Source organism: Capilliphycus salinus ALCB114379, assembly GCF_047276495.1.
Taxonomy (GTDB): Bacteria; Cyanobacteriota; Cyanobacteriia; order Cyanobacteriales; family Microcoleaceae; genus Capilliphycus; species Capilliphycus salinus.
The window spans coordinates 5,901,756-5,927,114 of record NZ_CP178543.1 but is presented as its reverse complement, the minus strand read 5'-3'; the positions used below and the strand labels follow the sequence as shown (position 1 = coordinate 5,927,114).

The 25,359-nt window shown below is 43.5% G+C and carries 17 protein-coding genes; 6 read left to right on the top strand and 11 right to left on the bottom strand.

The features are described from left to right. Positions 1–3: 3 nt before the first annotated feature. From ACL6C3_RS24000 to ACL6C3_RS23965, 8 genes are all read right to left on the bottom strand, one after another. Positions 4–366 (bottom strand): response regulator transcription factor, encoded by a 363-nt coding sequence (locus ACL6C3_RS24000; RefSeq protein WP_413161769.1) that lies wholly within the window; start codon positions 364–366, stop codon positions 4–6. A 423-nt stretch (positions 367–789) separates the two neighbouring features. Further along, a complete protein-coding gene (locus ACL6C3_RS23995; RefSeq protein ID WP_413161768.1) occupies positions 790–2,028 on the bottom strand; it encodes a response regulator in 1,239 nt (412 codons plus the stop codon). A 277-nt stretch (positions 2,029–2,305) separates the two neighbouring features. Further along, positions 2,306–3,658: a pentapeptide repeat-containing protein gene (locus ACL6C3_RS23990; RefSeq protein ID WP_413161767.1), complete on the bottom strand. Its 1,353-nt coding sequence runs from the start codon at positions 3,656–3,658 to the stop codon at positions 2,306–2,308. Between the two features lie 619 nt (positions 3,659–4,277). Continuing rightward, a complete protein-coding gene (locus tag ACL6C3_RS23985) occupies positions 4,278–8,240 on the bottom strand; it encodes a GAF domain-containing protein (protein ID WP_413161764.1) in 3,963 nt (1,320 codons plus the stop codon). Between the two features lie 968 nt (positions 8,241–9,208). Beyond that, positions 9,209–9,550: a ribulose bisphosphate carboxylase small subunit gene (locus ACL6C3_RS23980; RefSeq protein ID WP_413161763.1), complete on the bottom strand. Its 342-nt coding sequence runs from the start codon at positions 9,548–9,550 to the stop codon at positions 9,209–9,211. Positions 9,551–9,606: 56 nt separating this feature from the next. Continuing rightward, positions 9,607–10,008, bottom strand: a complete 402-nt coding sequence (gene rcbX / locus ACL6C3_RS23975; RefSeq protein WP_413161761.1) for a RuBisCO chaperone RbcX — start codon at positions 10,006–10,008, stop codon at positions 9,607–9,609. A 92-nt stretch (positions 10,009–10,100) separates the two neighbouring features. Further along, positions 10,101–11,531 carry a form I ribulose bisphosphate carboxylase large subunit gene (locus tag ACL6C3_RS23970; RefSeq protein ID WP_413161760.1) on the bottom strand — a complete coding sequence of 477 codons (1,431 nt, stop codon included), beginning with the start codon at positions 11,529–11,531 and terminating at the stop codon, positions 10,101–10,103. Positions 11,532–11,820: 289 nt separating this feature from the next. Continuing rightward, positions 11,821–13,644, bottom strand: coding sequence for a monovalent cation:proton antiporter-2 (CPA2) family protein (locus tag ACL6C3_RS23965; protein WP_413161759.1), 1,824 nt, complete (start codon positions 13,642–13,644; stop codon positions 11,821–11,823). A gap of 183 nt (positions 13,645–13,827) precedes the next feature. Between ACL6C3_RS23965 and ACL6C3_RS23960 the strand changes: the two genes are divergently transcribed. Beyond that, a complete protein-coding gene (locus tag ACL6C3_RS23960) occupies positions 13,828–15,561 on the top strand; it encodes a serine/threonine protein kinase (RefSeq protein WP_413161757.1) in 1,734 nt (577 codons plus the stop codon). A gap of 728 nt (positions 15,562–16,289) precedes the next feature. Next, entirely contained in the window at positions 16,290–17,069 is a 780-nt protein-coding gene (gene panB / locus ACL6C3_RS23955) for a 3-methyl-2-oxobutanoate hydroxymethyltransferase (protein ID WP_413161755.1), read from the top strand. A gap of 1,001 nt (positions 17,070–18,070) precedes the next feature. On the opposite strand, the gene ACL6C3_RS23950 is transcribed toward panB, so the two are convergent. After that, positions 18,071–19,132 carry a calcium-binding protein gene (locus ACL6C3_RS23950; RefSeq protein WP_413161753.1) on the bottom strand — a complete coding sequence of 354 codons (1,062 nt, stop codon included), beginning with the start codon at positions 19,130–19,132 and terminating at the stop codon, positions 18,071–18,073. Between the two features lie 640 nt (positions 19,133–19,772). On the opposite strand from ACL6C3_RS23950, the gene ACL6C3_RS23945 reads away from it, so the two are divergent. Then, complete coding sequence (locus ACL6C3_RS23945) at positions 19,773–20,699, top strand: cation diffusion facilitator family transporter (RefSeq protein WP_413161751.1); 927 nt, start codon at positions 19,773–19,775, stop codon at positions 20,697–20,699. A 49-nt stretch (positions 20,700–20,748) separates the two neighbouring features. Here the strand turns inward: ACL6C3_RS23945 and ACL6C3_RS23940 are convergent, their stop codons facing one another. Beyond that, a complete protein-coding gene (locus tag ACL6C3_RS23940) occupies positions 20,749–21,378 on the bottom strand; it encodes a hypothetical protein (RefSeq protein ID WP_413161749.1) in 630 nt (209 codons plus the stop codon). Between the two features lie 220 nt (positions 21,379–21,598). On the opposite strand from ACL6C3_RS23940, the gene ACL6C3_RS23935 reads away from it, so the two are divergent. From ACL6C3_RS23935 to ACL6C3_RS23925, 3 genes are all read left to right on the top strand, one after another. Next, positions 21,599–22,642: an alpha/beta hydrolase family protein gene (locus ACL6C3_RS23935; protein WP_413161746.1), complete on the top strand. Its 1,044-nt coding sequence runs from the start codon at positions 21,599–21,601 to the stop codon at positions 22,640–22,642. Positions 22,643–22,799: 157 nt separating this feature from the next. Then, positions 22,800–23,504, top strand: coding sequence for an esterase/lipase family protein (locus tag ACL6C3_RS23930; protein WP_413161743.1), 705 nt, complete (start codon positions 22,800–22,802; stop codon positions 23,502–23,504). A 68-nt stretch (positions 23,505–23,572) separates the two neighbouring features. Continuing rightward, positions 23,573–24,847: a threonine/serine ThrE exporter family protein gene (locus ACL6C3_RS23925; RefSeq protein WP_413161741.1), complete on the top strand. Its 1,275-nt coding sequence runs from the start codon at positions 23,573–23,575 to the stop codon at positions 24,845–24,847. Positions 24,848–24,867: 20 nt separating this feature from the next. Here ACL6C3_RS23925 and ACL6C3_RS23920 read toward each other — a convergent pair whose 3' ends face one another. Further along, entirely contained in the window at positions 24,868–25,359 is a 492-nt protein-coding gene (locus ACL6C3_RS23920; RefSeq protein WP_413161739.1) for a DUF3368 domain-containing protein, read from the bottom strand.

Genomic DNA, 25,359 nt, shown 5'->3' with positions numbered 1-25,359 from the left:
GCCCTATCGGATCAGTTTTTTGAGGGTGCTGATAATTTCTTCCCGGTTAATTGGCTTACAAATATAGGCGGATGCGCCCTGTTTTAAGCCCCAGTTTTTATCAAAATTTTCGGATTTGCTGGAGCAGATGATAATCGGAATTTCTGCGGTTTTTTCCTGTTTTTTCAGTTCGCGGCACAAACCAAAGCCACTTTGTCCGGGTAAAACAACATCCAAAAGAATCGCATCAAAATTCTGTTTGGCTAAAACGGCTTTGGCGGCTTCGGCGGTGGTAACACTCAAAACATTAAAGCCGGATTTTTGTAAACATTCAGTTAAAATTTTTGCTTCGGTGTTGCTATCTTCTACAACTAAAATGTGAGCCATTTTTGAACCTCGTATGACCTATTTTTTGCTAAAAATTAGTTCTGATGTAGTCTCGTCTCAGGAGGATGGAAAATCCACTCGCCGCTAGAGAACTGCTAGAACACAAATGTTCGCACAAAGTTGATAGAGCAACCCCTGTAGCTCTTTCGGCTTAATCGGTGATTTAGACACGAGTTTCCCTCGCCCAATCTCTCCTAAGTTTTGCTGCCCTAACTCTAAAGAATTGAGTAGATGCAGTCAGTTGTTTACCCTAAATCGACTCAAAACAAGGGAGGTCAGTTATGAGAATATCGGTGGATATTGAAGATTAAATTAAAGATCGCCCAGACGGATTTTATTGTTGTGTTGATGCTGGCTGGCATTTGAAAAATCTCTCATTTACTGGTCGTCCGATGTTACGCCTTTTTCGCAGATTGATCCGATCTAAAATTCACCGACTCCCAGTTCAAAGTTATTGCTAATTTCCAGTCCGTAGTTATTTTCCTCCTCAACTGAATCAGAAGATCGCAAGAGAAATCGACGAACGGTTTTTAAAGTTTCCTCCGGATCGGGTGGTTTACCTAAAAATCCCGATGCACCAATCAGTTTTGTGCGACTGCGATCGATGACATTATCTCGGCTGGTGAGAATAATCACGGGCGTGTTTTTGAATATGGGGGCCTTCCGCAAAAACTGACAGATTGTATAACCATTCGCATCCGGCATCACCAAATCCAGAAAAATTAAGTCGGGTTTGTACCTTGCGACTTGGGCGATCGCCTGCACCGGATCTTGGAGTCCCACCACTTGATAGCCCGCAGGTTCGAGGATATTTTTCATCACCTGAAACACCACCGGACTATCATCAATACAAGCAATTAAAGGCTTTTGTTGATTGGGTTGGATAGATCCGGTTTCCGACTCACCCGGAGTAGACTCCCAACTGGCGGTTCTCAGGTTGAAGGTGGGAGCGGGGAGATCGGGAACTGCACGCAACTGCACCAACCCTTTTTTGATCAACGGGAGTAAGGCGCGAGTCACCGAAGTGATCGATTTTCCCAGACGCAGGGAGATATCCCACAGGGTAAATTTGCCGTTGAGGTATTTATCCCATCCCGATAGGGTTTGGGAGTGAACCGGTTTTCTCAAAATCGGCGCTTCTGTTGGGTTCATTGAACCCAAGCCGGCCGCTTCCCACTGCGCGCGCAGTTGCGATCCTTTGCTGAGTACGGGTTCAAGTTCGCTGTAAGACAACCCCAAACCCAAGGAGACGTTTGATGTCGCTTCCGGGGAGGGTTGGGCTTTAGAAACCATATCCGTGCAGTGCAGCAGAGAAAATAAGATTTCTAAGGTGACATAGCCGATAATGCTTTTAGCTTGAGTCAGAGTAAGCTGTTCGTTAGCAACCCCTTGATAGAGAAGTTGATATTCCCAAGGTTTCTCGCTATCAAACGAGACGGAGTGGGGTTGGGGTTTCCAGTTGGGGCTATTTTTCTTGAGCGCCCGATGCCAACGTCGCACCCGATGAAAATCACTCGTGGCATAAAGGAGATGACCGTTACAGATGTGCAGTTTTCCTTCTTTAGCTGAATTGCTGAGAATGACATCACCGCTCGCAAATTGCTGACAGAGGGTTTCTAATTGTTGAGTTAAGATCTCTAGTTTCGCGGATTCAGCACTCAAACTCTTGTCCTCCTTAGAGTCAATTGGTAATAAAAAATGGTAAGATGCTTGCTCCGATTATCCGGATTAAATCTCTATGGTTGAGATTTCCCCCTAACTGGGAATAGTGCTATTTGTTTCACCTATCCGGATAAAACTTCTATTGCCTCTTTCTAATGATTGGGTTGAAGTTGAGGCTTTTGTGATTCTCCGAATAAATAGAGGATTAAAACCCTGGTCAGTCAAGGGGTTGGATTGTCCGAACTGTTACCCCCTTGACAAAATCTTTAAATTTTTATCATTGCGCTTCCTTTAATTCTATTATACTCATATTATCTGCATCTGATGCAAGTTTACGGATCACTTCTACAAGATTTGCATTTTTTTTGAGAGCTTGTTCTCGCTGTTTTGCTTCCAACTTTTGATGGGCGTGATGTTTTTTTTCGATAGAACTTAACCGTTGATTATATAATTGATTAGCAATAATATCAAACTCGGATTTATCGATAAAAGGTGAGACTTTAAAACGGATAATTAACTGGTGGTCTCGATTCATCTCCAGGGCGAAAATTGAGAGGTTTTCGCTTCCATATTCATTTTGTAACGCTTCAAACGACAGGTAAAAAGCTTGCCAATCAATTCCGGCTTGAAAGGTGAGGTCAACGGTTTCTAAGCTCGGTTGAAAGAGTTTAGTAAATTCTCCAACGGCAAAGGTTTTATTGAGATCGCGGGGACACCGCTCTTGTCGATCGTCTTTTAAATAAACATACTCACAACTCACCTGATTAAGATTTGTTGCACTATTGAGATCCCAATCTTCAATACAAGCTGCGGTCAGGGTTGAACCCTCAAAATTCGTCCCCAAAATTTGAGTCCCCCGCAGGTTGGCTTCGGTGAGGTTGGCTTGAGTGAAATTCGCATAACTGAGATCGGCACCGCCCAAGTTCGCCCTCCAGAGATCGGCTCCCTCCAAATTCGCTTGGCTGAGATCGGCTTCACCCAGGTTCACCCCCCACAGATCGGCTCCGCTGAGATTAGCTTCTCGCAGGTCAGCCCCCCAGAGATCGGCATTGATCAAATTCGCCGTACTCAGATCGGCTTTCCATAAATTGCTTTCTCGCAGATCGGCTTCTCCGAGATCGAGACCCGTCACCCGTTGGTTGAGGATCTGCCAAACCAATTTCCATTTTGAGTCCCAACTGGTTTCGAGATCGACGATCGTACCTTTGAGGTAAACCCCCCGAAAATCGGCTTTCCAGAGGTTGGCTTCGCTCAAGTTCGCTTCGCTGAGGTTGGCTCCCCACAAGTCGGCTTCTTGAAGGTTGGCTCCCATCAGGTTCACCCCGGTCAGATCCGCACCTCGCAGATCCGCTCTCCACAAATAAGCCCCGCTCAGGTCGGCGTTTTGCAAGTTCGCCCCCCGCAGATCCGCCCTCCAGAGGTTGGTATCGCTCAAGTCGGTTCCTCGCAAGTCTGCTCCCCACAGATCGGCACTCCAGAGATCCGCCATCCAGAGGTTTGCTCCACTGAGATCGGCACCGCTGAGATCAACACCTCGTAAATCGGGTTTAACTTCTGGATTATTTTCTCTCCATTGATTCCACATCTCAACCCCCTGTTTGAGTTGGGCGAGATGTTCCTCGTTCGCCATGTAATATTAGCTCCCAGTCGGTTTAATTTTACTCTTGACAACGATGGATTCTCTTGCGATCAACCTCTTTTGTTTTCTTGGATTGCAGCAGACTACTCTGTTATCAATGCCCGAAAACAGAGGAATTTTCCGTTGTTCATTGAATTTAAATTTTGAATGGTTAACACAGAGCGCAATTTTTCAATTTTCCTGATGACAGTGAATTGAAAGATCACCCAGTTTAGAACATTTGCGCTCTCTACTGAAACCGAATTAACAAGGAATATCTGGCTGTTCTCTCCGAGGTGATCCAAGCCACTTTACCACCTCTACTGCATCGCATCACGATTCAGTATAAGACTGCCAGTCCGTTGTCATCTTTTCATACTCTATAAATACAGGGCTTTTTTTGAAATCTGTGAATCTTTAGCAATACACCCACGCTGAATTCACTGAGGTGAGTTAACCCTTTTCTGCTGATGCTTTTAGCAGCGCACCCTTTCCAAGCAAACATGATAACTTAGCCGTTGAACTCTTGTCAACGACTCTTAACCGAGTATTACTGGGGTTGGTCAAAACCAACCCCCTAACCTTATTTTGTCATGTTTTCAAGATACAAGCTCTAATTGCACCGGACACCTTACTCTGTCACTTTAAATTGGGTAACTCCCTGCTGCAACTGTTTCGCCACTTCCATCAGTTGAGAAAAGCACTCCCGCACCTGTACCGACTGTTGAGACGTCGCCTCAGCGATCGCCGCGACTTGTTGCATGGTTTCAAAAAGCTGAGTTGAAGTTTGGGCCTGATCGCTGGCCGAAGTTGCAATTTGATTAACAAATTCATGGGTTTGGTTGCTGGCTTCGACAATTTCTGTCAGAGTTTGGCGAGTTTGTTGAACCAATTGGGTTTCTTGAAAAACTCGTTTCAATCCGACTTTCATCCCTTGTATAACTTCGGTTATTTCTGCTTGAATTTCGGCGATCATTTCTTCAATTTCTGCTGTCGCATTCCCCGACTGTTCGGCCAAAGTTCGCACTTCGGTTGCCACCGTTGCAAACCCGCCTTCTGTATGGCTCATCCGACTGGCTTCTACTGAAGCATTTAACGCCAACACATGAGTCTGACTGGCAAACTCATCAATCAATTTTACAATGCGGGAAATTTTTTGAGAAGATTCTCCCAAATTTTTCACTTTTCGCGCCGTTCCTCGAATGGTTTTTTCTAAGGTCAAAATCCCTTTGACAGTTCGGTTCATGGCTCGATCGCCGGTTTGCAAAATTTCGGCGACGGTTTGAACTTGCGTCTGCGCCGCTTGAGCGGAACTGGCAACAGTATGAATAGAATCTGTTAAGGTCTGAATTTGTGCCAAAGCCTCGACAAGTGCTTCTTTTTGTCGTTTGGCTTCGAGGGATAATGTTTCAACTTCTTGTTCCCGTTGTGCCGCAGTTGCGGTTACAAGGTTCGCACTTTGATGAACTTGAGCCACTAATTGCTGTAAACTTTCAAGGGTGGCATTAAAAAAGTCGGCAACTGTTCCCATTACCCCTTCACTCACCTGCGCTCGCACCGTTAAATCCCCTTGAAAAGAGTTTTCAATTTGAGCTAAAAAGGTTTGAATTTGATCTTCTAGCCGTTCTTTTTGTCGCTGTTGCTGGTTCATCATTTCTTCAGCGAGGGCGCGACTTTCTTGAACTTGTTGTAACAGTTGAGCTTGTTCGAGGGCATAACGAACTTGTAAACCCACCTGTTTAAACAGTTCTATTTCCTCATGCCATTGATGAACCTGACTACAGTGATGAATTTCGATAAAATAAAAGCTTTGATTCACCAAAACCGGAATAATTAAAACCGCTTGCACCTGCCATTGCTCAAGTTGTTGTTTCTGCTCATTACTGAGTTCGCTTTCGGCAATATTAGCCATAAAAACTTCATTTTCCATCAACAGTTTTGGCAGAAAAACATCATCGGGATACTCAACTTTGGAGACAGAATCACCTATTTTAAAATAACCCGTTCGTACCGCCTCCGCAATCACATCAGTCTTGAGGGAACCCGAAGAAGTTCGAGAGTCGGAAGTTGGGAGTTGGGAGTTGGGAGTTGGGAGTTGGGAGTCGGGGAAAAACTGGTGACTGGTAATGAGTGACTGGTGACTGTAAACCTGTTCCCTTCTTTGATACATAATAATCCGATCGGCTTGCATCAATTCCAGCAACTCCTCAACCGCAGTCTGACAAATTTGTTCGGGATCGAGAGAGGCGCGAATATGAGAGCAAATTTCATTAAGTTGTTTCGCCTGTTGGGTTGCTTGTTGCTGTTGTTGGAGGAAAATTTGGTTGAGAGCGTGTCCAACCGAAACTGCTAATTGTCGTAGAAAATTGATTTCATAGGGTTGCCATTCTCGGGAGTGGCTACACTGATGAACAATTAACAAACCATGTAGTTTTTGTTTGGCAATGATCGGAGCAACTAATTTGGCTTGAACGTTTAAGTCTTTGAGTTGACGCAGATGAAAGGGCTGTAATGAGGCTTGTTGGATGTCCGCGATCGCTGTAATTTTACCTTGAAGATAGGGTTCAATGTCGTGAGTTGAACTGGGATCGTAGAGTTGGCTTCCCATCGCACTGGGAAATTGAGTATCGACAGATTCCGCGACCATTGTACCCTGCCATTCGCTCTCAAACTGATAAATTGTCACCCGATCTACATTGAGTACAGTCCGAGTTTCTCCGACGACTATATTGAAAATTTCTGTCGGATCGAGTGATTCTTGCAAGATAGCATGAATGTGATTGAGTTGACGTTCTTGTTGGGCTGCGGCTTGCTGTTTTTCGAGTAGAATAAGCTGATCGAGAGCCAAACTGACTTGAGCGGTTAACTGTTTGATAAAGTCTAACTCGGACTCTTGCCAAATTCGCAATTTAGCGGCGTGATTAATAATTAATAAGCCGTGTAATTGTGTGGAGCTAATCAGGGGGGCGATCAGGTGAGTTTTGGCTTGTGAAGCGTTGAGAAGTTGTCGGTAAGGATGGAAGTTGGAGAGTTGAGTATTGAGTTCGCAGGTGCGAAGATTGTCGATGAGATAAACTCGTTTTCGGCGAAGGATAGTTAGATCCTCTTTTGTTAAAGCTCCATCTTCAATTTTGAATCCTAACCGATTGGGTAGGTTATTAATAACGGATTCGGCGATGACTGCTCCCGAGCCATTTTCGTGGTATTTATAAATTAAGACTTGATCGGTTTTGAATAGCTGACGAACTTGTTCGACGATCAGATCGAAGACTCGTTCTAGGGTTTTGGTATTGCGAAGTTGGTGGGTGATGTTATTTAAAATTTTGGCTTTTTGAGCGGTGGCTTGCTGTTGTTCGAGGGCTGAAGCTTGATCGAGGGCATAGCCGAGGTGTATGGCGACGCTACGAATGAGATCGATGTCTAATTCTGTCCAAATTCTGGGTCCCGAACATTGGTGAGCGACTAACAGTCCTTTGAGTTGATTTTCGACTAAAATAGGGGCGACTAAATTGGCTTTTACTGCAAAAGGTTCGAGTTGACGGAGATGACATTGGGTTAAACCGGCTTGATAAATGTCGTTGGTGGCTTTGACTCGTCCCCGTTGGTAAGGTTGTACATAGCGTTTGGCAAAACAAGGATCGTCAATTTCGGCCCCAATTGCCGCAGGCCATTGACTGTCAACGGACTCGGCGATAATTTTCCCGTCCCATTGCGGCCCAAATTGGTAGACTAAAACCCGATCGCATTTTAAAGCCTCTCGGGTTTCTTCAACGGCAGTCATTAAAATTTCTTTGACGGTGGTAAACTGTCGGAGGCGATCGTTAATTGAGTTTAAGCGTCGGGCTTGTTGAATAATGGCTTGTTGGTGTTGGAGTAATAGGAGTTCATCGAGAGCGTAACTGAATTGTCGGGAAATGGCTCGGAAAAATTCTATTTCTGAGGAATGCCAGGATCGAGGTTGACGACATTGATGGGCGATTAAGAAGCCATAAAGCTGTTGTTTTTTGAGTTTTTTATCTGGATTTCGGTTAGTGTTGCGAGCATAAATCGGAACGATGAGGCTGGCTTTGACTTGTAAGGTTTTGAGTTGGTGAATTATCTTTTCATCGAGTCCGGCTTGATTAATATTGGCGATCGCTTGTACTTTTGGGCGGCGAGATTGTTCGGCATAGCGAGCTAATCGAGGGTCAATAATTTCTGCGTTTAAAAGGGATGAACACTCGCTTTCTAGCGATTCTACGATCACTTTTCCCTGACAATCAGAAGTTAATTTACAGATAAAAACCCGGTCAGTTTTTAAAGCTAAACGAACGTCCTGCACAACGGTTTTGAGCAATTCATCGATGCTGAGAGCGTCCCGCATTTTTACGGTAATTCGATCCAGTAGTTGGGCGCGTTCGCTGGCGGTACCTTCTTTTTCAACTAAGTTTTGAAGTTGGTTAACGCGATACTCCATATGAGAACGCAAAACGGCTAATTCTTTTGCTAATGCTGTGTTTGGCGTTTGTTCTTCTAAACTGGGTTCTGATTCCGATGAGGTCATATCAGCCTCGACAACAAAAGATTGTACGGGAATAATAGCAGAGTCGTTCATTAGTTTTTTCGGAGTGATTAGAAGGAAGAGTACATCTTGAAATTGTAGAGGTTTCCCTGATGGATTCAGTTTTTTTGAGTTGTTAAGATTTGCTGCAATAGCGCTTTATTTGATTGTAATCTCTGAGTTATGAGTTGAGGTAGATTAATTTTGAATGCGTTTTTAAGAGATGATAATTTTACGGAAAAATTTAGGTAACTGTATAAATTACCATTTTTTTACCGTAATTTCACTTGGGGTTTTAGCAAACTTCTATTTGATGACTCCCCGAATTAACTTAAGTTCCAATCACAAAAAAGTTAGGGTATTGTTCAATTGCCGTGCAAAATTTTAGCGGCTTATTCGTGAAAATTAAACCTCAATCTTTTCACAAGATTATAGCGAAAAAAAATCTCTGTGGAAATTGTATCCAATCTTTGAATTTAAACTCTAATTTAATCAAGCTTTCTTTGATAAAACTTGCCTCAATTAAATATTGTTTTGTTGTCCAAAAATTTACCATCAACACACCTCAGACTATTGGGAAAAGCAAATGTTTTCCCAGGGTTTACGAACTGAATTGGTTTTCAGTTTTATAGTTTATTCTGTTAAGCATACGACAATTACAAGCATTTCTCTGTAATCAGAGATTCTGCTTATCTTGATGGGATGACCCTTGCTTTTTTGGCTAAATCAACAGGAAAGTCTGGTTTTTGATTGCCCCTGGAATGATATAATTATATTTCCCTGTCTATCTTCAGTTTTCAAAATACACCCTCGACTCAAATAACCTTGACTGATTGGCTACTTGAATTGTGAAAAAGTTGTTTCATAAACAAGAATACCTATACTTTGGGTCTAATGTCAAGGGTACTCATATAAAATTTATTTGATGTTAGAGCGGGCCTGGAACTTACCGGCCAACGCAAAAAAGGCAGGGATGAGTCCCTACCTGTCAAAATTAATCCGTTAAACTTGGCGACGAGCGTTTAGTACCGATAACTGGACTGGTCAGGTCTGTGAATAATGAAGCTTAACACTTGGCATTGCTTCACGTTGTCAAAACCTGCAACCCGGATATAACACTTGGGATACTCTTGACGGCAAGCTTGAATTTCGGCCATCACATCGCGAACGGTTGTGGCGTTGAACAGAGGCAGTTTCCACATTGTCCAGTAGTGAATTTCGGGTTCTGCGCTTTCGTTGAATTCAACAGCCGGAATAAAACCCTGAGACAGCATATATTGAATTTGCTTGTCAATCTGAGCATCAGTCAGCGGAGGCAGATAGGACAGAGTTTCGTAGCGACGCTCTTTCGGTAAAGTTTGCATTGCGATTTCCTAAAACGTTAAGGGGTATACAACAATAGACGAGATTGAACCAGCTTCTATTCGTCGGGATTCGGTTCGGAATCCATTTGAAATTCGGGATGAGGACTGGCGTCAGACAAAGAAACTTGGGTCATCCGTTCGAGATATTCACGGCGATGTTCCATATTGCTTTGCTGAATTGATTCACGCACCATTTCCGGTAAATAATCCACTACCTCCTGAGCCAGATGTTCTCGCACGGTCATAATTCGGAAAGCCATTTCCTGGTTTTCCTGAAGCATCTCTTTGAGATACGCTTCTCCATCTTGAATTTTTCCGTTAGACGAGAATCCACTCAACCAAATTGCTAGACCGGGGTTTGTCTCTCGAAGCTGAGAGGAAACCAGCCTTACAGCTTGGTAGGTTAGGTAGCTCGATAGTACCTTGGTCGTGTCTTTTGCAACTTTTTTGATATCCATGTCTGACACCAACCTCCAAGAGTTCTGAGTTTTGAATTCTAAGTTTATCTACTTATCGCTTAAAATTCATCCCCAGGACTCTGGAAATGGATTTAGAGCGTATCCATTGCTTCAAACTCGAACTTGATTTCTTTCCACAGTTCGCAAGCAACGGCCAATTCGGGACTCCACTTGGCAGCTTCGCGGATGACGTCGCCACCTTCGCGGAACAGGTTCCGGCCTTCGTTACGCGCTTGGATACAAGCTTCGAGTGCAACCCGGTTCGCTGTTGCACCGGGAGCGTTACCCCAGGGGTGTCCTAATGTACCACCACCGAACTGTAAGCAGGAGTCGTCGCCGAAGATTTCAACCAACGCCGGCATATGCCAAACGTGGATACCGCCGGAGGCTACCGGCATTACTCCGGGCATGGAAGCCCAGTCTTGGGTGAAGAAAATACCGCGTTCGCGATCTTGTTCGATGTGATCTTCGCGCATCAGGTCAACAAAACCCATTGTGATGCCTTTTTCACCTTCGAGTTTACCCACAACGGTACCGGAGTGGAGGTGATCGCCACCGGACATCCGCAAGCACTTGGCCAGGACGCGGAAGTGAATACCGTGATTGCGTTGACGGTCAATTACCGCGTGCATTGCCCGGTGAATGTGGAGTAATAAACCGTTATTACGACACCATTTCGCCAGGGTGGTATTCGCTGTGAAACCACCGGTCAGGTAGTCGTGCATGATAATGGGTGTACCCAGTTCTTTGGCGAACTCGGCCCGCTGGAGCATTTCTTCGCAGGTCGGAGCGGTTACGTTGAGGTAGTGACCTTTAATTTCTCCGGTTTCCGCTTGGGCTTTTTCAATTGCTTCTTGAACGAACAGGAAGCGATCGCGCCAGCGCATGAAGGGCTGAGAGTTGATGTTTTCGTCGTCTTTGGTGAAGTCTAAGCCACCGCGCAGACATTCATATACTGCACGTCCGTAGTTCTTCGCAGATAAACCGAGTTTGGGTTTAATGGTGCAACCGAGGAGGGGACGACCGTATTTGTTGAGTTTGTCGCGTTCTACGGTAATTCCGTGAGGAGGACCTTGGAAGGTCTTCAGGTAAGCGATGGGAATGCGGAGGTCTTCTAAACGCAGCGCACGCAGGGCTTTAAATCCAAATACGTTACCTACGATGGAGGTTAACATATTGGTAACGGAGCCTTCCTCAAACAGATCCAGAGGATAAGCAACAAAACAGAAGTATTGGTTGTCTTCTCCGGGAACGGATTCAATATGATAACAACGGCCTTTGTAGCGGTCGAGGTCAGTCAATAGGTCCGTCCACACTGTTGTCCAGGTTCCGGTGGAGGACTCAGCCGCAACAGCCGCTCCCGCTTCTTCGGGAGGAACTCCAGGCTGAGGGCTGAAACGAAATGCAGCCAAAATATCTGTATCTTTCGGCGTGTAGTCGGGGGTGTAATAGGTCAGTTTATAGTCTTTTACACCAGCTTGGTAGCCAGCTTTCGACTGAGTGCGGGTCTGAGAGTAAGCCATAACTCCTTGATATCTCCCTTGACGGAATCGCTTATTTTTTGGTCTTTGTGCCAAGATATTTAAGATATTATCAAGAAACTGTCCCCGTTTACCTTGAATATTTTTAAGATTTACATAATATTTCTTTATATTTCTTTATATTCAACGACTTTTTGATACATCTACCCGATTTTTTGTTGTCTTTATCACTAAACTGTATCTTTAAATGTTAAGTTTGTTAAAGATTATGACGTTGATTAGGGGGAAGGGGAAAGGGGGAAGGGGAAAGGGATAAGGGGGAATTTGAGAATTAAGGTTCACAGAGATGGAGGGCGGCATATTCATCTTGACGGAGTAAACTTAAAAGAGAAGTTGATTCGAGTTCAGAAATTCCCAAAATTTCCAGTGTTTTTTCTCCCATCATTAACGCCGCTTCTACCACTTCCGGCACCACATGACTGACGCCAACAGCTAACATTTTTTCTCGTTGTTGTAAGTGGCGAGTGCGAACAACCAAAGGCAAATTTGGATAAGAACTTTGCAATAAAGCGACTAACTTTTCGGTAATTTGAGATTCTCCAACGGTAATCACAACCGCACGCGCCCGATGGACTCGAACCGCCGATAAAATGCGAGAATTATCCACATCCCCAAAATAAACCGCGCGACCCGCTTTTCGTCCGGCTGCAACTTGATCGAGATTTTTTTCTAAAGCAAGATAAGGAATATTCATGCGTTCAAGAATCGTACAAACCACCTGTCCGACTCGACCATAACCAATCACTAAAACGGCTTTTCGACTGCGAAGCCTGCGTTTATGTAGGGCTTTAACCTGATCTTCGCTATCTAGGATAGATTGATATAAACGTTGAGTCATTGTATCGCCAAACCTGACTAAAACGGGCGTTGTAACCATTGAAATCACAATAATCACCACCAACCAAGAAAACGCCTCATCACTAATCAACCCGGTCGCGACAGCCGCACTAAACAACACAAAACCAAACTCACCATTTTGAGGTAAAAAAGTCGCCACACGCAGTGCTGTTAAGCGACCGAAGCGAAACACCAAACACAAACCAAACAGAATAATCGCTTTCACCAACATCAACGCCAAAGCATGACCAACCATCTGAAAACCTTCATTAAATAAAGCGTCGAGATTAATCGACATCCCAACCGAAATAAAAAATAAACTCAACAGAAGATTTTTAAACGGTTCAATTTCCGATTCTAAATAATGGCGATAATGGGAACCCGACAACAACATTCCGATAAAAAAAGCACCCAAAGACATCGATAAACCCGCCGTATCCATGATCCAAGCCGACCCAATAACGGTTAAACCCACAATTCCGGCGATCGCTTCTCGGTTGCGTTGACCGACAACAATTTTAAGAACAAACGGTACGATATAAGATCCCAAAACATAAACCGCAAACAATCCCCCTAAAACCGTTGCACCCTGTTGCCAAAACGGAATATTATCAGTTTGAGCCGGTTGATTTGATAACAGAGGAACCAAAGCCAAAATCGGAACAATCGCGATATCTTGTAGAAGTAAAACGCCAAAAGTAGTTTGACCGTATTCAGTCGAAGTTTCGTTGCGTTCTTCGAGTAACTGCATGACAAACGCCGTCGAAGACATCGCCAAACCAAGTCCAAGAATTAAAGCCGCATTCCACTGATAGCCGAGAAACCGAGTATAAAGGGTAATGGCGATCGCAGTTAAACTCAGTTGAAGGGAACCCAAACCAAAAACAACCCGACGCAAAGACCACAACTTTTCCGGGTGCATTTCCAACCCGATGATAAAAAGTAAAAACACGACTCCAAGTTCAGTAATGTCTCGGAGTGCTTCGGGATCGTCTGTAATGGCCAAACCCGAAGGGCCAAGAACCACCCCCGCCATTAACAAACCGACGACAGAACCGAGTTTAACCCGTTTGAATAAAATAACGGAAAGGGTTGTAATCGCTAAAAGTAAAACGAGGTCTAGTAAAATATGGTGCAAGCTCATGTGATTTTGGGGATTTTGTTCGCCGATGGAGAAGAAACAACTTTGAAGAAACAACAACGGGCGGCCGTCTGCGGTAAGCTGAACAATTACTTCCGATGGATCGTCTGTATCCAAGGTATCCTTTTTAAGAGTAAATAGGTTACAGGTCTCAGGTGTTGGAACTGCAAACTGATAACTGAAAACACTCTCGTGGCGTCGTTGCTCTACTTGGGGAGACCCCAAGACCGCACTTCGCGCTGGTCACTGTAAACTGATAACTGACTGATAACTGAAAAACCATTCACCGAAAAAGCCACTGTGGATCATCCTGTTTCATCGACGTTGCACTGTATTAACCCCAAGTGTTCTAAACCGGACGGTCAACCTTGGGGAAACAGATATTGTCAACGTTGCGGCGCCCCTTTACAACTGAATAATCGTTATGTTCCTTTACGTTGTTTGGGAACCGGAGGATTTTCAACGCTTTACGTGGTTTGGGACTTAAAGACGAAAACAGAAAAAGTCCTAAAAGTCCTGTTAGAACCGTCTGGGAAGGCGTTAGAACTGTTTGAACAAGAGGCGAGTGTCTTAGCCCAGATGCGTCATCCGGGGGTGCCGAAAGTATCGCCCGATAGCTATTTTTTCCTGAAAAAACGTCAATCGAACCTATCGCCGCTTCCGTGTTTGGTGATGGAAAAAATTCACGGGTTAACGTTGCAGGAGATTTTAGATCAACATCCCCGAGGCTGTCCGGAAGAATGGGTAATTGACTGGTTACAACAGGCTTTAGAGATTTTACGAGAATTACACGCCCATAATATTATTCATCGGGATCTCAAACCGTCTAATTTGATGTTGCGTTCAACTCCGGCGTTTCCGTTGGCGGTGACTCCGATACAAACCCATCAGTTAGTAATGATTGATTTTGGCGGGGCGAAACAGGTGGGACGGGTGTTTTCGAGTAATGGCGAAGCTATTGCTAGAAGCACAACTCGTTTGGTTTCTCCCGGTTACAGTCCCCCCGAACAAATTGTTGGGGCGGCGGTTGGGCCACCTGCGGATTTTTATGCGTTGGGTCGAACCTGTATTCATTTGTTAACGGGTGTATATCCTGCCGATCTTGAAGATCCGATTACCGCCGAGTTACGATGGCAGCATCGGGCGGTTGTGAGTCCCTGGTTTGCCAATTTGCTGGATCAAATGGTGCAGTCCGAAGTCAGTCGTCGCCCCCAAACCGCTACAGAAATTCTGACTTATCTGTTTAAAATTGCCCGTCAGAAACGGTATCCTCGCCGGATGATGTCGTTGTCGCAGATGTGTTTAGATGTGGTGAAAACGGCTTTGTTGGAAACCGATCGCGCTTTATGGAATCTTGTTAAAGGCGGAGGATATCTCAGCGCCCAACTGATGCAAGTGAGTATGGCGACGCTGTGGGGAATGGGACTGGCGGGTGTGGGCGGTATTGCGGGGGCGGTGTTTGGGTTGGTGTTGGCTTATTGGACTCCGGTGGGTCAAGCTGTTGCTGAGGCGTTAGCGAGTAATTTTCCTTTGTTCTTTCCGGGGGCGGCGATGCGACTGGGAACCCAAATTTTGGTGTTGGGTTTGGCCGGTTTGGGGACGGGACTGGGTTTAACGGATGCGGGTGGATGTGACATGAACCGTCGTTATAAACGGGCGGCGGTGATGGGGAGTTTGGGTTATATCGTCGGCGGGCTGAGTTGGCACCTTCTGAGGATGTTTGGGACTCTGGGATATTGGTCTATTGGTTTGTCTGCGGCGCTGCTAACGTTGGGGTTGGGGTTACGCAGTCACCGTTGGGTTTATACGCTTGTGGTCGCTGCGGGGACAACATGGATTTTTGGGACGCTGAGTCTGGATCAAAGTTTTCCGGTGGCGATGTTGCAATTTCCATCGGTGGGGACTCAACCGCAGTGGCAAGAATTTTGGTTTGGTTTGGGGTTTATGGGGCTTTTGGGTTGTGCAACGGGTTTATGTTTGGGTGTGAGTCATTATTTTATAGTACCGATTTTGCGTTGGTTGGGATGGCGGTAAACAGTTTTTACAGTCACTCATTACCAGTCACCCTTCGGGTATCTCCTTCGGAGACGCTGCGCGAACGGCAGTCGCTTCACTTGGGGGGACCCCAAGACCGCGCTGCCTCACCAGTCACCAGTGATGTAGGGGCGGGTTCTGTCCAAATCTATATCTTCCCATGCAAAACTGTTATAAACCCGCCCCCCAGAGTTAACAGTGTTGTAGGGGCGGGTTCTGTCCAAATCTATATCTTCCCATGCAAAACTGTTATAAACCCGCCCCCCAGAGTTAACAGTGTTGTAGGGGCGGGTTCTGTCCAAATCTATATCTTCCCATGCAAAACTGTTATAAACCCGCCCCCCAGAGTTGGCAGTGTTGTAGGGGCGGGTTCTGTCCAAATCTATATCTTCCCATGCAAAACTGTTATAAACCCGCCCCCCAGAGTTAACAGTATTGTAGGGGCGCCTGCAAAACTGTTATAAACCCGCCCCCCCAGAGTTAACTTGAAGTCAAATGTTGGGTTCTTCACTGGGTTCACCATTGGCTGTTTTCTCAACACAGCAACTCCGGGGCGGGTTTATATCGGTTGTCTGCGGGGAATGATAAATCAATTCGGAACCCGCCCCTACATCACTGGTGAACACAGCAACTCCGGGGCGGGTTGATCTCAGTTATTGCTGGAAAATATAGATTCATTTAGAACCCGCCCAAACCTGAACACAGCAACTCCTAAACTCCTAAATTCTATGAGTATTACCATTCAACAATTAATTCAATGGAAACAACAAGGCCGCGCGATCGCCGTGTTGACTGCTTATGATTATGCGATGGCGCGAATACTCGATCAAGCCGGCGTCGATGTGATTTTAGTCGGAGATTCTCTGGCGATGGTGGCGTTGGGCTATGAAACGACTTTACCGTTAACGTTAGAGGAGATGTTGCATCACGCCAAAGCGGTACGGCGTGGGGTGAAGAATGCCTTGATGGTGGTTGATTTGCCGTTTTTAACTTACCAAGAAAGTCCCCAACAGGCAATGCGATCGGCGGGACGGGTGATGAAGGAAACCGGGGCGCAGGCGGTGAAGTTGGAGGGCGGATATCCTGAAATGGCGCAAACGGTGCGTTATTTGGTCCGGGCGGGTATTCCGGTGATGGGTCATGTCGGGTTAACGCCCCAGTCGGTCCATCAGTTGGGCGGGTTTCGCAAACAGGGGAAAACCGCAGAGGCGGCCGATCGCATTTTAACGGAAGCGATGGCTTTGGAGGATGCGGGGGCGTTTGCTGTTGTATTGGAGCATATTCCGGCAAAGTTGGCAATGGAAATTACTCAAAAGTTAACCATTCCTACGATTGGGATTGGGGCGGGGGTACATTGTGATGGTCAGGTGTTGGTGACGCCGGATCTGTTGGGGTTATCGGCTTGGCAACCGCCTTTTGTCAAAACCTATGCCAATTTAGAAGAAACGGTGACTCAAGCGATACAACAGTATTGTCAGGAGGTCAGATCCAGAGAGTTTCCTCAATAGCCGAGGATGTCATCATATCAACGTACCTGTTGCCCAAATTGAATAACTTTCTCGATTGACAGATTGACCCAATTGTGAAAAAGTTGAGACAAACTTTACATTCTAGGGACTTTTATAAAATCTTAGCAAGTTTTTATCAAGATTTTGTAAAGGGGTTTTCTTACAATTTTGATGTCAAGAGTTTTCTGTAAAAGTTTGGAGAATCTTTTTAAAGATTGTGTAAAAAAAACCGGATTAGACTTTGAACAAAAGGACTAACTTTATGTATTTTTTTTGAGGTCAAGCTTTGCCATACTAGAGACATCAAAGGGTTTAAGTCGCAAAGCTCTCATTTCTCTCAATAATGTGGAGTAGATAGACAAGAAGAGATTTGGAAATGTGTTCCGGTCTCTTCTTTTAGTATTCTGGCAATGATTTATACAAAAAGAACACTTGGTTTTGAAAAACAAAAGTTGAATTTTAATTCTAGGGTTGTCATTTTCAGCGAAGTGATTTAATATTAATAATCAAATGCCATCAGCCACCAACAAAGGACGACTTAATCAATTAACCTATTTTTGGGTTTTAAAGTTGTCATCAATGCTCGAAGTTAAATGAGTCTGACCAACTCATTGTAAATGTAATTTTAAACTCAAAGGTAGACATTGATTGCTTAATTGATGTCTACCGAATTTAATTAAGCTTTGAGAATAATTACGTTTCTCTCGAAAAGAAACTCGCTATAGTCAGCTAAGTCGTCAAGTCCAAGAAAGTTAAGTAAGAGTTCAGCCATTAGCCAAATCAAGGTTTTAGCAATGAGCCTTTTCCATCTGACTTGCATTTAGGATCACCTCCAGGGCAGAACGCTTACTCCAAAAACTACAGCCTCAAATCGATTTAAAGATAATCAGGTTGAGTGTTTTACGACTCTACTTTTATATATGTCTCACGCGACAAGAGTTATGCAGTTTTTGGGAGCGTTTGAGTCAGCTTTACAGCATGGAGGCGATCAGATCCGGAGTTTAACCAAGCATTAACATAGGGTCTTCAGGATTGACAAAAGTGATTGCATTTTTAACCTGTTCGGTGTCAGTGATATCAGTCACAATTCCGAGAACATTTCCGGTTGCTGTTTCTTGAATGAGAGTCCCTTTAATATTCTCAATATTAGCGGGAAGATTCGAGGTAATATTGCTAGAATCAAAGGCAGTCACGGTAATATTTTCCCCGCCAAAATTAGCGACAATTAAAATTTGATCCCCTTCGGAGTTATCAAAATCGGTAATCACATCAGCTTCGGTATTAATTCCGGCGAGAACAAATCGATCCGCCCCCTCATCTCCGGTTAAAATATCAATCCCCAAATCTCCAATTAACAGATCGTTTCCGGGACCCCCATATAAACTATCGCTCTCTTTTCCGCCTCGGATAATATCATCACCTTCGCCACCCCAAATTTGATCGGCGTCTCGATTTCCGTTAATTAAATCGTTACCTAAATCGCCACCAATCACGTCATTTCCCTTTCCACCTCGGATAACATCATCACCGCTTAAACCGGCGATGGTATCATTACCCAGATTTCCATTAATTACATCCATCGAAGCCGACGCCATCAGGAAATCATCACCATCTAAAGCTAAAATTCCCCCCGGATTTTCTGCGGTCCACTCCGGTTTAACTTCACCCGTTGGCGGGGGAACAATTCCCGAACCCGCAGGCGCTAAAACATCCGGTTCATTGGTTAGTAGAAATAATTTTGATGAATCGGTAGAACGGTTCATCCGAGTTTGGTAATCGTTGAGAAAATCTGAACTGCTTTGAATTTCCAGGGGTTCGGGTTCGGTTTGAAGAATTTGTCGGGAATTCGATGCAGTTCTTTCTTCAGAAAATAGAGTTTTAATCAGTAAGTTGGCGACGGGTTCGGCGACATCCATTAAGGGTGTGTAAGCGGGAAAGAGAACTTTAACCAAAGGTTCAAATACAGGCCAGTTCCCTTTAAAAAAATTCAGGACGTTATCAAAAATATTTAACATTTCTAGCTCGTTTAAAATCGATGAACAGCGGTGTATAGGACTACGCATTCAGCGCAATAAAAAGCTAAAGCCTAATTACAACAAGTATTTTCTTGTTACATGATTGCAACAGCGCCTTTTGCGATGAAAATCCTTTCAATCATCACCCTGGTAAGCCTGTCGAGCAAAGTCCTGCATTTGTGAATGATTTACCCTTTTTGAGATCAGAAAGGGGGAGGAACCACCCTCCCCTGTTTCGTCACACTCGTTGGTCTCTATGTGTTTGATGCAGGGGTTGTAGGTGAATTTCCGGACTAATTTGCAAAAAAGGATAATTGAGGACTGCGGATACAACAGACACGATAGGCTAGACGAAGGTTGAGCGGATTAGTTTCGTCCTGTTTTGGCAAAATCTCCGACAGGCTGAGGACGAAAACAGAGTTACAGATCAAGTTACAGATAATATTTGCAAGTAGAGGACTGAGACAAATAGAGCCAAGAATATTATTTGTTGGAAATAATCCCTTTCTAGAGCGTTGATTGCAGTTTTTTGAATTTAAACCTTACAAAATATCAATAAATTTATCTTCAAAATTATTGAGAATATTTCTTATAAATACACAAAACTCTTTCCTTAGAACTATTTTTAATTGCTATTAGTTGTATAAACTAGAGATAAATCCTGAATTGTTGAATCAAAGGAGACGTTGTGGCTACTGACAATCGTCCAAAAGTCCGCAAAGTTCTCATTCTCACCCTAGTGTTGAATGTGGTCGTTATGGCAATTAAAGCAACGTTGGGGTTGCTGACTGGCTCTTTAAGTTTACTGGCTGATGCGTTACATAGTGTTACAGACGGAGCGAATAATATTATTGGCTTAGTTGCCAATCAATTTGCTTCTCCCGAACCCGATCGCGAATATCCCTATGGACATCAAAAATTTGACGCTTTGGGTGCTTTGGCGGTGACAGCTTTTTTGTCTATTGCATCTTTTGAAATTCTCACGGGTGCAATTGAACGTATTTTTGGCGGGGGAAATACGGTCAATATTTCTTCTGTGGAATTGTGGATTTTATTAATAGTATTGGGAATTAACATTTTTGTTGCCTACTACGAACGTTACATGGGTCAACGTTTGGGAAGTGCTTTACTGGTGGCGGATGCCAAGCATACCATGAGCGATATTTGGACAACTTTAATGGTAATTGCCGGATTAATTGGAGTGTGGTTAGGTCGAAAATGGAACTTTCCTCAACTGGAAGCTTTAGATGTGGTGATGGCGTTTCCGGTGGCGATTTTAGTGTTTCATAGCGCTTGGGAAATTCTCAAAGAAAATTTGCCTTGGTTGGCGGATAGAATGGCAATTCCACCGGAAAAAATTCGCGCTTTAGCGATGAGAATTCCGGGTGTTGTTAATTGTCACGCTATTGCTTCTCGGGGGGTTGTGGGTCGTCAGGTTTTTATCGAAATGCACATGATTGTTGAAGCGGATGACGTGAACACTGCTCACAATATTACCGAACAAGTTGAAGCTCAACTGGAAAAACATTTTAGTCCGGTTAGAACGGTAATTCATGTGGAACCACCGAGTTATAAATCGGATCGAATTACCTTCGAGGGAGACTCCGAAGAATAGTTGAATAGAATGGTTGAATTTGGGGTTGGAATTGGATTTTTTCTGGTTTTCATTGATTATTGTTGAGGGATTGGGTCTGATTCCGCCTCACATTTTCGGCTAAGATTCCCAGTATTTTAGATAGATCATTTAAGTAATACTCGGTTAAATCAATCGAAACATTGCGGTTTTCAAGTGTTAAAAATTTCCAGTTGGTTCCCGATGTTACGACACCCTGAATCGTTGAGATTTGATTTTGTTCTCGTTCGTTGAACATTTGAGCGGCTAACATTTCCGCAATACATTGACCTAATCCGGCGTTTAAGTCTTCTTTTTTCGCTTCAACTAATGTTATAATTGGGCTAGTTAGAATTAAGATTTCCTCGGAAAGACTGATAATATAGTCACAATTACCATTCAGTCCTTTATCCGAATCTACATTAAAGTTAATCCCAGAAAATAAACTTATTTTTCGCTGAAATTGTTTGCGTAAATCAATTAAAATCGGAGTAATAATCATCTCAGACCGAGATTTTTCTGTATTACTCGCCAAAGCTACAGGTAAATTTTCTTGAAGGGTTTCCTCTAAAAAAACACTCGGCTTTAACTCCGGTACCGATGCAAAAATATCGGTTGCTTCGGTGAAAGTAAGATTAAATTCTTTCTTGACTCGACTCAAACTAAAATCGCTGTAAGCCATACATTCATCTCCCTGTTCCTTCTCTACATTCAAAACTAACCTTAAAGCCGCACTTGACACCCTCTTAAAATTGAGCTAATCATTTTTAAAATCTATCACCCGTAAAATAAGAAAAGCGATCGCTTGACTGAAGACCCCAAATGCTTATATAAAAAGAATTATTGTCAGACCCGATCAAGATACCCGAAAACTTGATTGCATAACTTTTGGTTAAACTCAGATGAATAAACAAAAAATCACCCTTTTTAACCCCGTTTCTGTTATCGGATCTGCTTTACTATTCCTATCATCGGCGAACAGTTCCGTTCAAGCAACAACCTTTACCGGAGAACCCCTATATTCAGAAGTTCGCCAATATTCTACTGTCATTGACAGCGATCCAACTGATATTTACTATCCCGTTGTTTCCGATGCCACCGTATCAACTCCAATTGTCTTATTATTACAGGGCGCTTTAGTCGATAAAGCCGACTATAGTAATTATGCCAGTATCGTGGCTCGTTATGGATTTACTGTCGTTGTTCCTAACAATTTGAGGACGTTACAAGGGCCTGGAGGTGTGGAATTAACCGGTCTGGCATCAGAACAGGGACAAGTTCCTGCGGTGTTGGATTTTATGACTTTAGAAAACAATAATCCTACATCACCAGTAGCGGGTTTACTTGATACGAATTCTTTGGGTTTATTGGGGCATTCTTTCGGGGGTTTAGTCGGAATTGCTGCGCTTCAAGACGAGTGTTTTGTTGGGATTTGTACGGAGAGTTATCGTTTCCCAGAAGCGCTAAAAGCCGGGATTTTTTATGGGGCGGCTTTTAACCTCAGAGATTTGGGTTTTTCCGGTGTTCCGCCGATTGATAATCAGGCTCCCATCGGATTAATTTTGGGGACAAAAGATGGAGTAATTCGACCCGGTACAACAGTCGATACTTACAACAAAATTATCAATTCACCGAAGCTGTTTATTGAACTAGAAGGGGCGAATCATTACGGAATTACCAATGAAAATAATCCGGTTCGAGCGGTTAACGAGCCAACTCTAGAACAGGAAGTTGCAACGGAAACAATTGCTCGCTGGAGTGCGGCTTTTTTACGAGCTTATGTTATCAACGATCAAGATGCTTTAAACTATATAAATACGCTTGGCGATGAACTCGATGATAATGTTACGGTTACAACTGCTGAAAAGATTCCCGAACCGTCTTATTTTACAGGTTTATTTGCGGTATCACTGCTAACGTTGGGTCGGCGTTTTCTCAAAGGCTGACAGTTGAAAAAGTGAATCACTTGATACAATTGATCATCTACGAATTCCCCAGTTTGTTAGTCTGGGGTTTTTTTCTCGATAAGTTTACACTTTTTGAAAATATCGCTAAAATCTCAATAGCTGTCAAACCGTTATATCTTATCTCTCAAAAATCAGAATGCCATTACCAACTGTTATTTTACCGGGTTTTTTTGCGGGTGCTGAAGATTACTATCTTTTAGCACAATATCTCAACCAACAAGGAATTCCAACGGTTGTCGTTCCCCTGCGAAAACGAGATTGGTTTCCGACCATTGGCGGACGTTCGATGGTGCCAATTTTGCAGAAAATTAATGCAACGGTTGAACAGGTTTTAGATAAATATTCGGTTCCTCAAATTAATCTCGTCGGACATTCCGCAGGAGGATGGATCGCCAGAATTTATATCGGTGAAAAACCCTATATTGTGCATGGTGATGTCACGGAAACAGTTATCGGTTTGTGGAATATGTACCCGGTTGTTAATACTTTAATTACACTGGGAACACCTCACATTAGTCAAGAACGTTGGACGAGAAAAAATTTAGATTTTGTTAAGGATAATTATCCGGGCGCTTTTTATTCTCAGGTGCGTTATGTTTGTATTGCGGGTAAAGCGGTTTATGGTCAACGAACCTTTAAAACTTGGCTCCCTTACAACAGTTATCAGCTTACCATTGGTCAAGGAGAAACTTGGGGAGATGGCATTACACCCGTAGAAGCGGCGCATTTAGAAGGGGCTGAAAATCTTACTTTAGATGGGGTTTGGCATTCTCCGCGATCGCCCGGAAAATGGTACGGTTCACCGGATATTATTGGCAGTTGGTTAGATTATTTAGCCTAAACTTAATTCTAGCATAAATTGCCAATTTTTAACAGCTTTTAATCGTTGAAGTTTCTGATATTTTTTCGATGACTATTGATACCAACTCTCTTAAATATCCCGAAAAAACTGCAATAGAACAAAAATTTCACTTAATTCTATTAGCGGGTCGGTTGTTATTACAAAATAGTGCGGCTACGGGTCGGGTTCATCAAGCCGTTTATCAACTCGCGGATGTATTTGGTTGGCCCGTTCGTCTGTTTGTAGACTACAAAGTTTTAACGTTAACCGCCCAAGTCGAAAATCGTTTTATTTCTCGTTTTAGTCGCAGTGTTCCGGCGATGAACATTAACATGGCTGTCATTACTCGCGTCTATCAAGTTATTGATGCCATTAAACAAGAGAAAATCACACCCACAGAAGCCGTTGAAGAATTGGAAAAAATAGATGCGGGTTTACCCCATTATCACGCTTGGTTGTTGATTTTAATGTTGGGGATAACTTCGGGAAGTTTGGCGAAACTTTTTGGGGCGGACTGGCAAACATTTTTTATTGTTGGTATTGCCACTGCGGTGGGCGTTGTCTTGCGTCAACAGTTGGGAAAACGCAAACTCAATCCTTTTTTAATCTCATTTTTAGCGGCATTTGTGGGCGGATGTATTGGCGGTGTGGCGGTGCGGTTGGGTTGGAGTTCGACACCAGAATTATGTTTAATTGTACCGTCTTTGATGTTAGTTCCGGGCGTTCATTTAATTAATGCGGTATTAGATTTATTGGAAAATCATATTACCATTGGTATCGCCCGCTTGGGCTTAAGTTTTGTTGTTTTGGGTGCCATTGCATTCGGGTTATTGCTGGCTGCAAGTGCGACAGAAACGTTAATTTCAGCCAGTAGTAAAAGCTTTCATTTACCCTTAGCTGAAGATATGTTTTTTGCGGGGTTAGTTGCAATGGGTTTTGCGCTTTCTTTCAACGTTCCTCGAAAAATGTTAGCCGCTTGCGTGCTGTGTGGAATGGTCGGTCACGGTACCCGAGAAATCTGTTTAAATTTTGGTTTTGGAATCATTTGGGGGAATTTAATTGCTTCAACTTTAGTGGGTTTAATGACCGTTTATTTCTCCCGTCGCTATCAAGCGCCTTCTGCTGCGATCGCATTTGGGGCGGTTGTGGGAATGATTCCGGGCGTGTTTATTTTTCGCTCAATTAGCGGTTTAACTCAAATTTTAGCGTTGGGAACTGAAACCGAATTATTATTATTAATCAATACCGTTGTTGCCGCGAGTAAAGCGGTATTAATGACGTTAGCAATTCCCGTCGGTTTGGCAATTCCCCGATTATTATTTTTTAAATTTGAGTTAAAATAAAGGATAATAATTAGAGAAAATTAGGGTTCAAAATTCTTAAAAACTGCATCAAAGATTGGGCGAGAAACTCTGAAGTTGATTCGCTGTAATCTGTCGTAAAGTTCATCAACGTTATCTATTGTAATTTTACCTTCTTGACTCAGCTTTTTAATCAAAGCTAAAGTTCCTTTTACATTTAACCCCAAATTTACAGCCTTTCTTCGAGCCGCGCGATCATCTAAAATAATTAAATCGGCTTGTAGTTCAGTTGCTAATGAAATCGCCTCGGATTCTCCCCGTCCCAAATTGAGATTTAAACGGTTAACCAAGGTGAATAAACGAGTCGAAACAACCCGCAGCTTTCCCGCTTCTATAAAAGGTAAAATTCCCTGTCTGACTTGATCACTTTTCACCTCAATTTCCTCAACAACTCCCGAGGGAATATAAAACTCATCATCACGGGTTAAAAATAAGTCGAGTAATTGTAACTTGACGAGAAAAATAATTGGAGATGAGTTGATCACAATTTTCAC

Bases quoted from the DNA above. Each gene is read 5' to 3' on its own strand.
- ACL6C3_RS23990 (WP_413161767.1), bottom strand. From the start codon at position 3,658: ATGGCGAACGAGGAACATCTCGCCCAACTCAAACAGGGGGTTGAGATG.
- ACL6C3_RS23930 (WP_413161743.1), top strand. From the start codon at position 22,800: ATGCCATTACCAACTGTTATTTTACCGGGTTTTTTTGCGGGTGCTGAA.
- panB (WP_413161755.1), top strand. From the start codon at position 16,290: ATGAGTATTACCATTCAACAATTAATTCAATGGAAACAACAAGGCCGC.
- ACL6C3_RS24000 (WP_413161769.1), bottom strand. From the start codon at position 366: ATGGCTCACATTTTAGTTGTAGAAGATAGCAACACCGAAGCAAAAATT.
- ACL6C3_RS23925 (WP_413161741.1), top strand. From the start codon at position 23,573: ATGACTATTGATACCAACTCTCTTAAATATCCCGAAAAAACTGCAATA.
- ACL6C3_RS23940 (WP_413161749.1), bottom strand. From the start codon at position 21,378: ATGGCTTACAGCGATTTTAGTTTGAGTCGAGTCAAGAAAGAATTTAAT.
- ACL6C3_RS23980 (WP_413161763.1), bottom strand. From the start codon at position 9,550: ATGCAAACTTTACCGAAAGAGCGTCGCTACGAAACTCTGTCCTATCTG.
- ACL6C3_RS23950 (WP_413161753.1), bottom strand. From the start codon at position 19,132: ATGCGTAGTCCTATACACCGCTGTTCATCGATTTTAAACGAGCTAGAA.
- rcbX (WP_413161761.1), bottom strand. From the start codon at position 10,008: ATGGATATCAAAAAAGTTGCAAAAGACACGACCAAGGTACTATCGAGC.
- ACL6C3_RS23935 (WP_413161746.1), top strand. From the start codon at position 21,599: ATGAATAAACAAAAAATCACCCTTTTTAACCCCGTTTCTGTTATCGGA.
- ACL6C3_RS23970 (WP_413161760.1), bottom strand. From the start codon at position 11,531: ATGGCTTACTCTCAGACCCGCACTCAGTCGAAAGCTGGCTACCAAGCT.
- ACL6C3_RS23985 (WP_413161764.1), bottom strand. From the start codon at position 8,240: ATGAACGACTCTGCTATTATTCCCGTACAATCTTTTGTTGTCGAGGCT.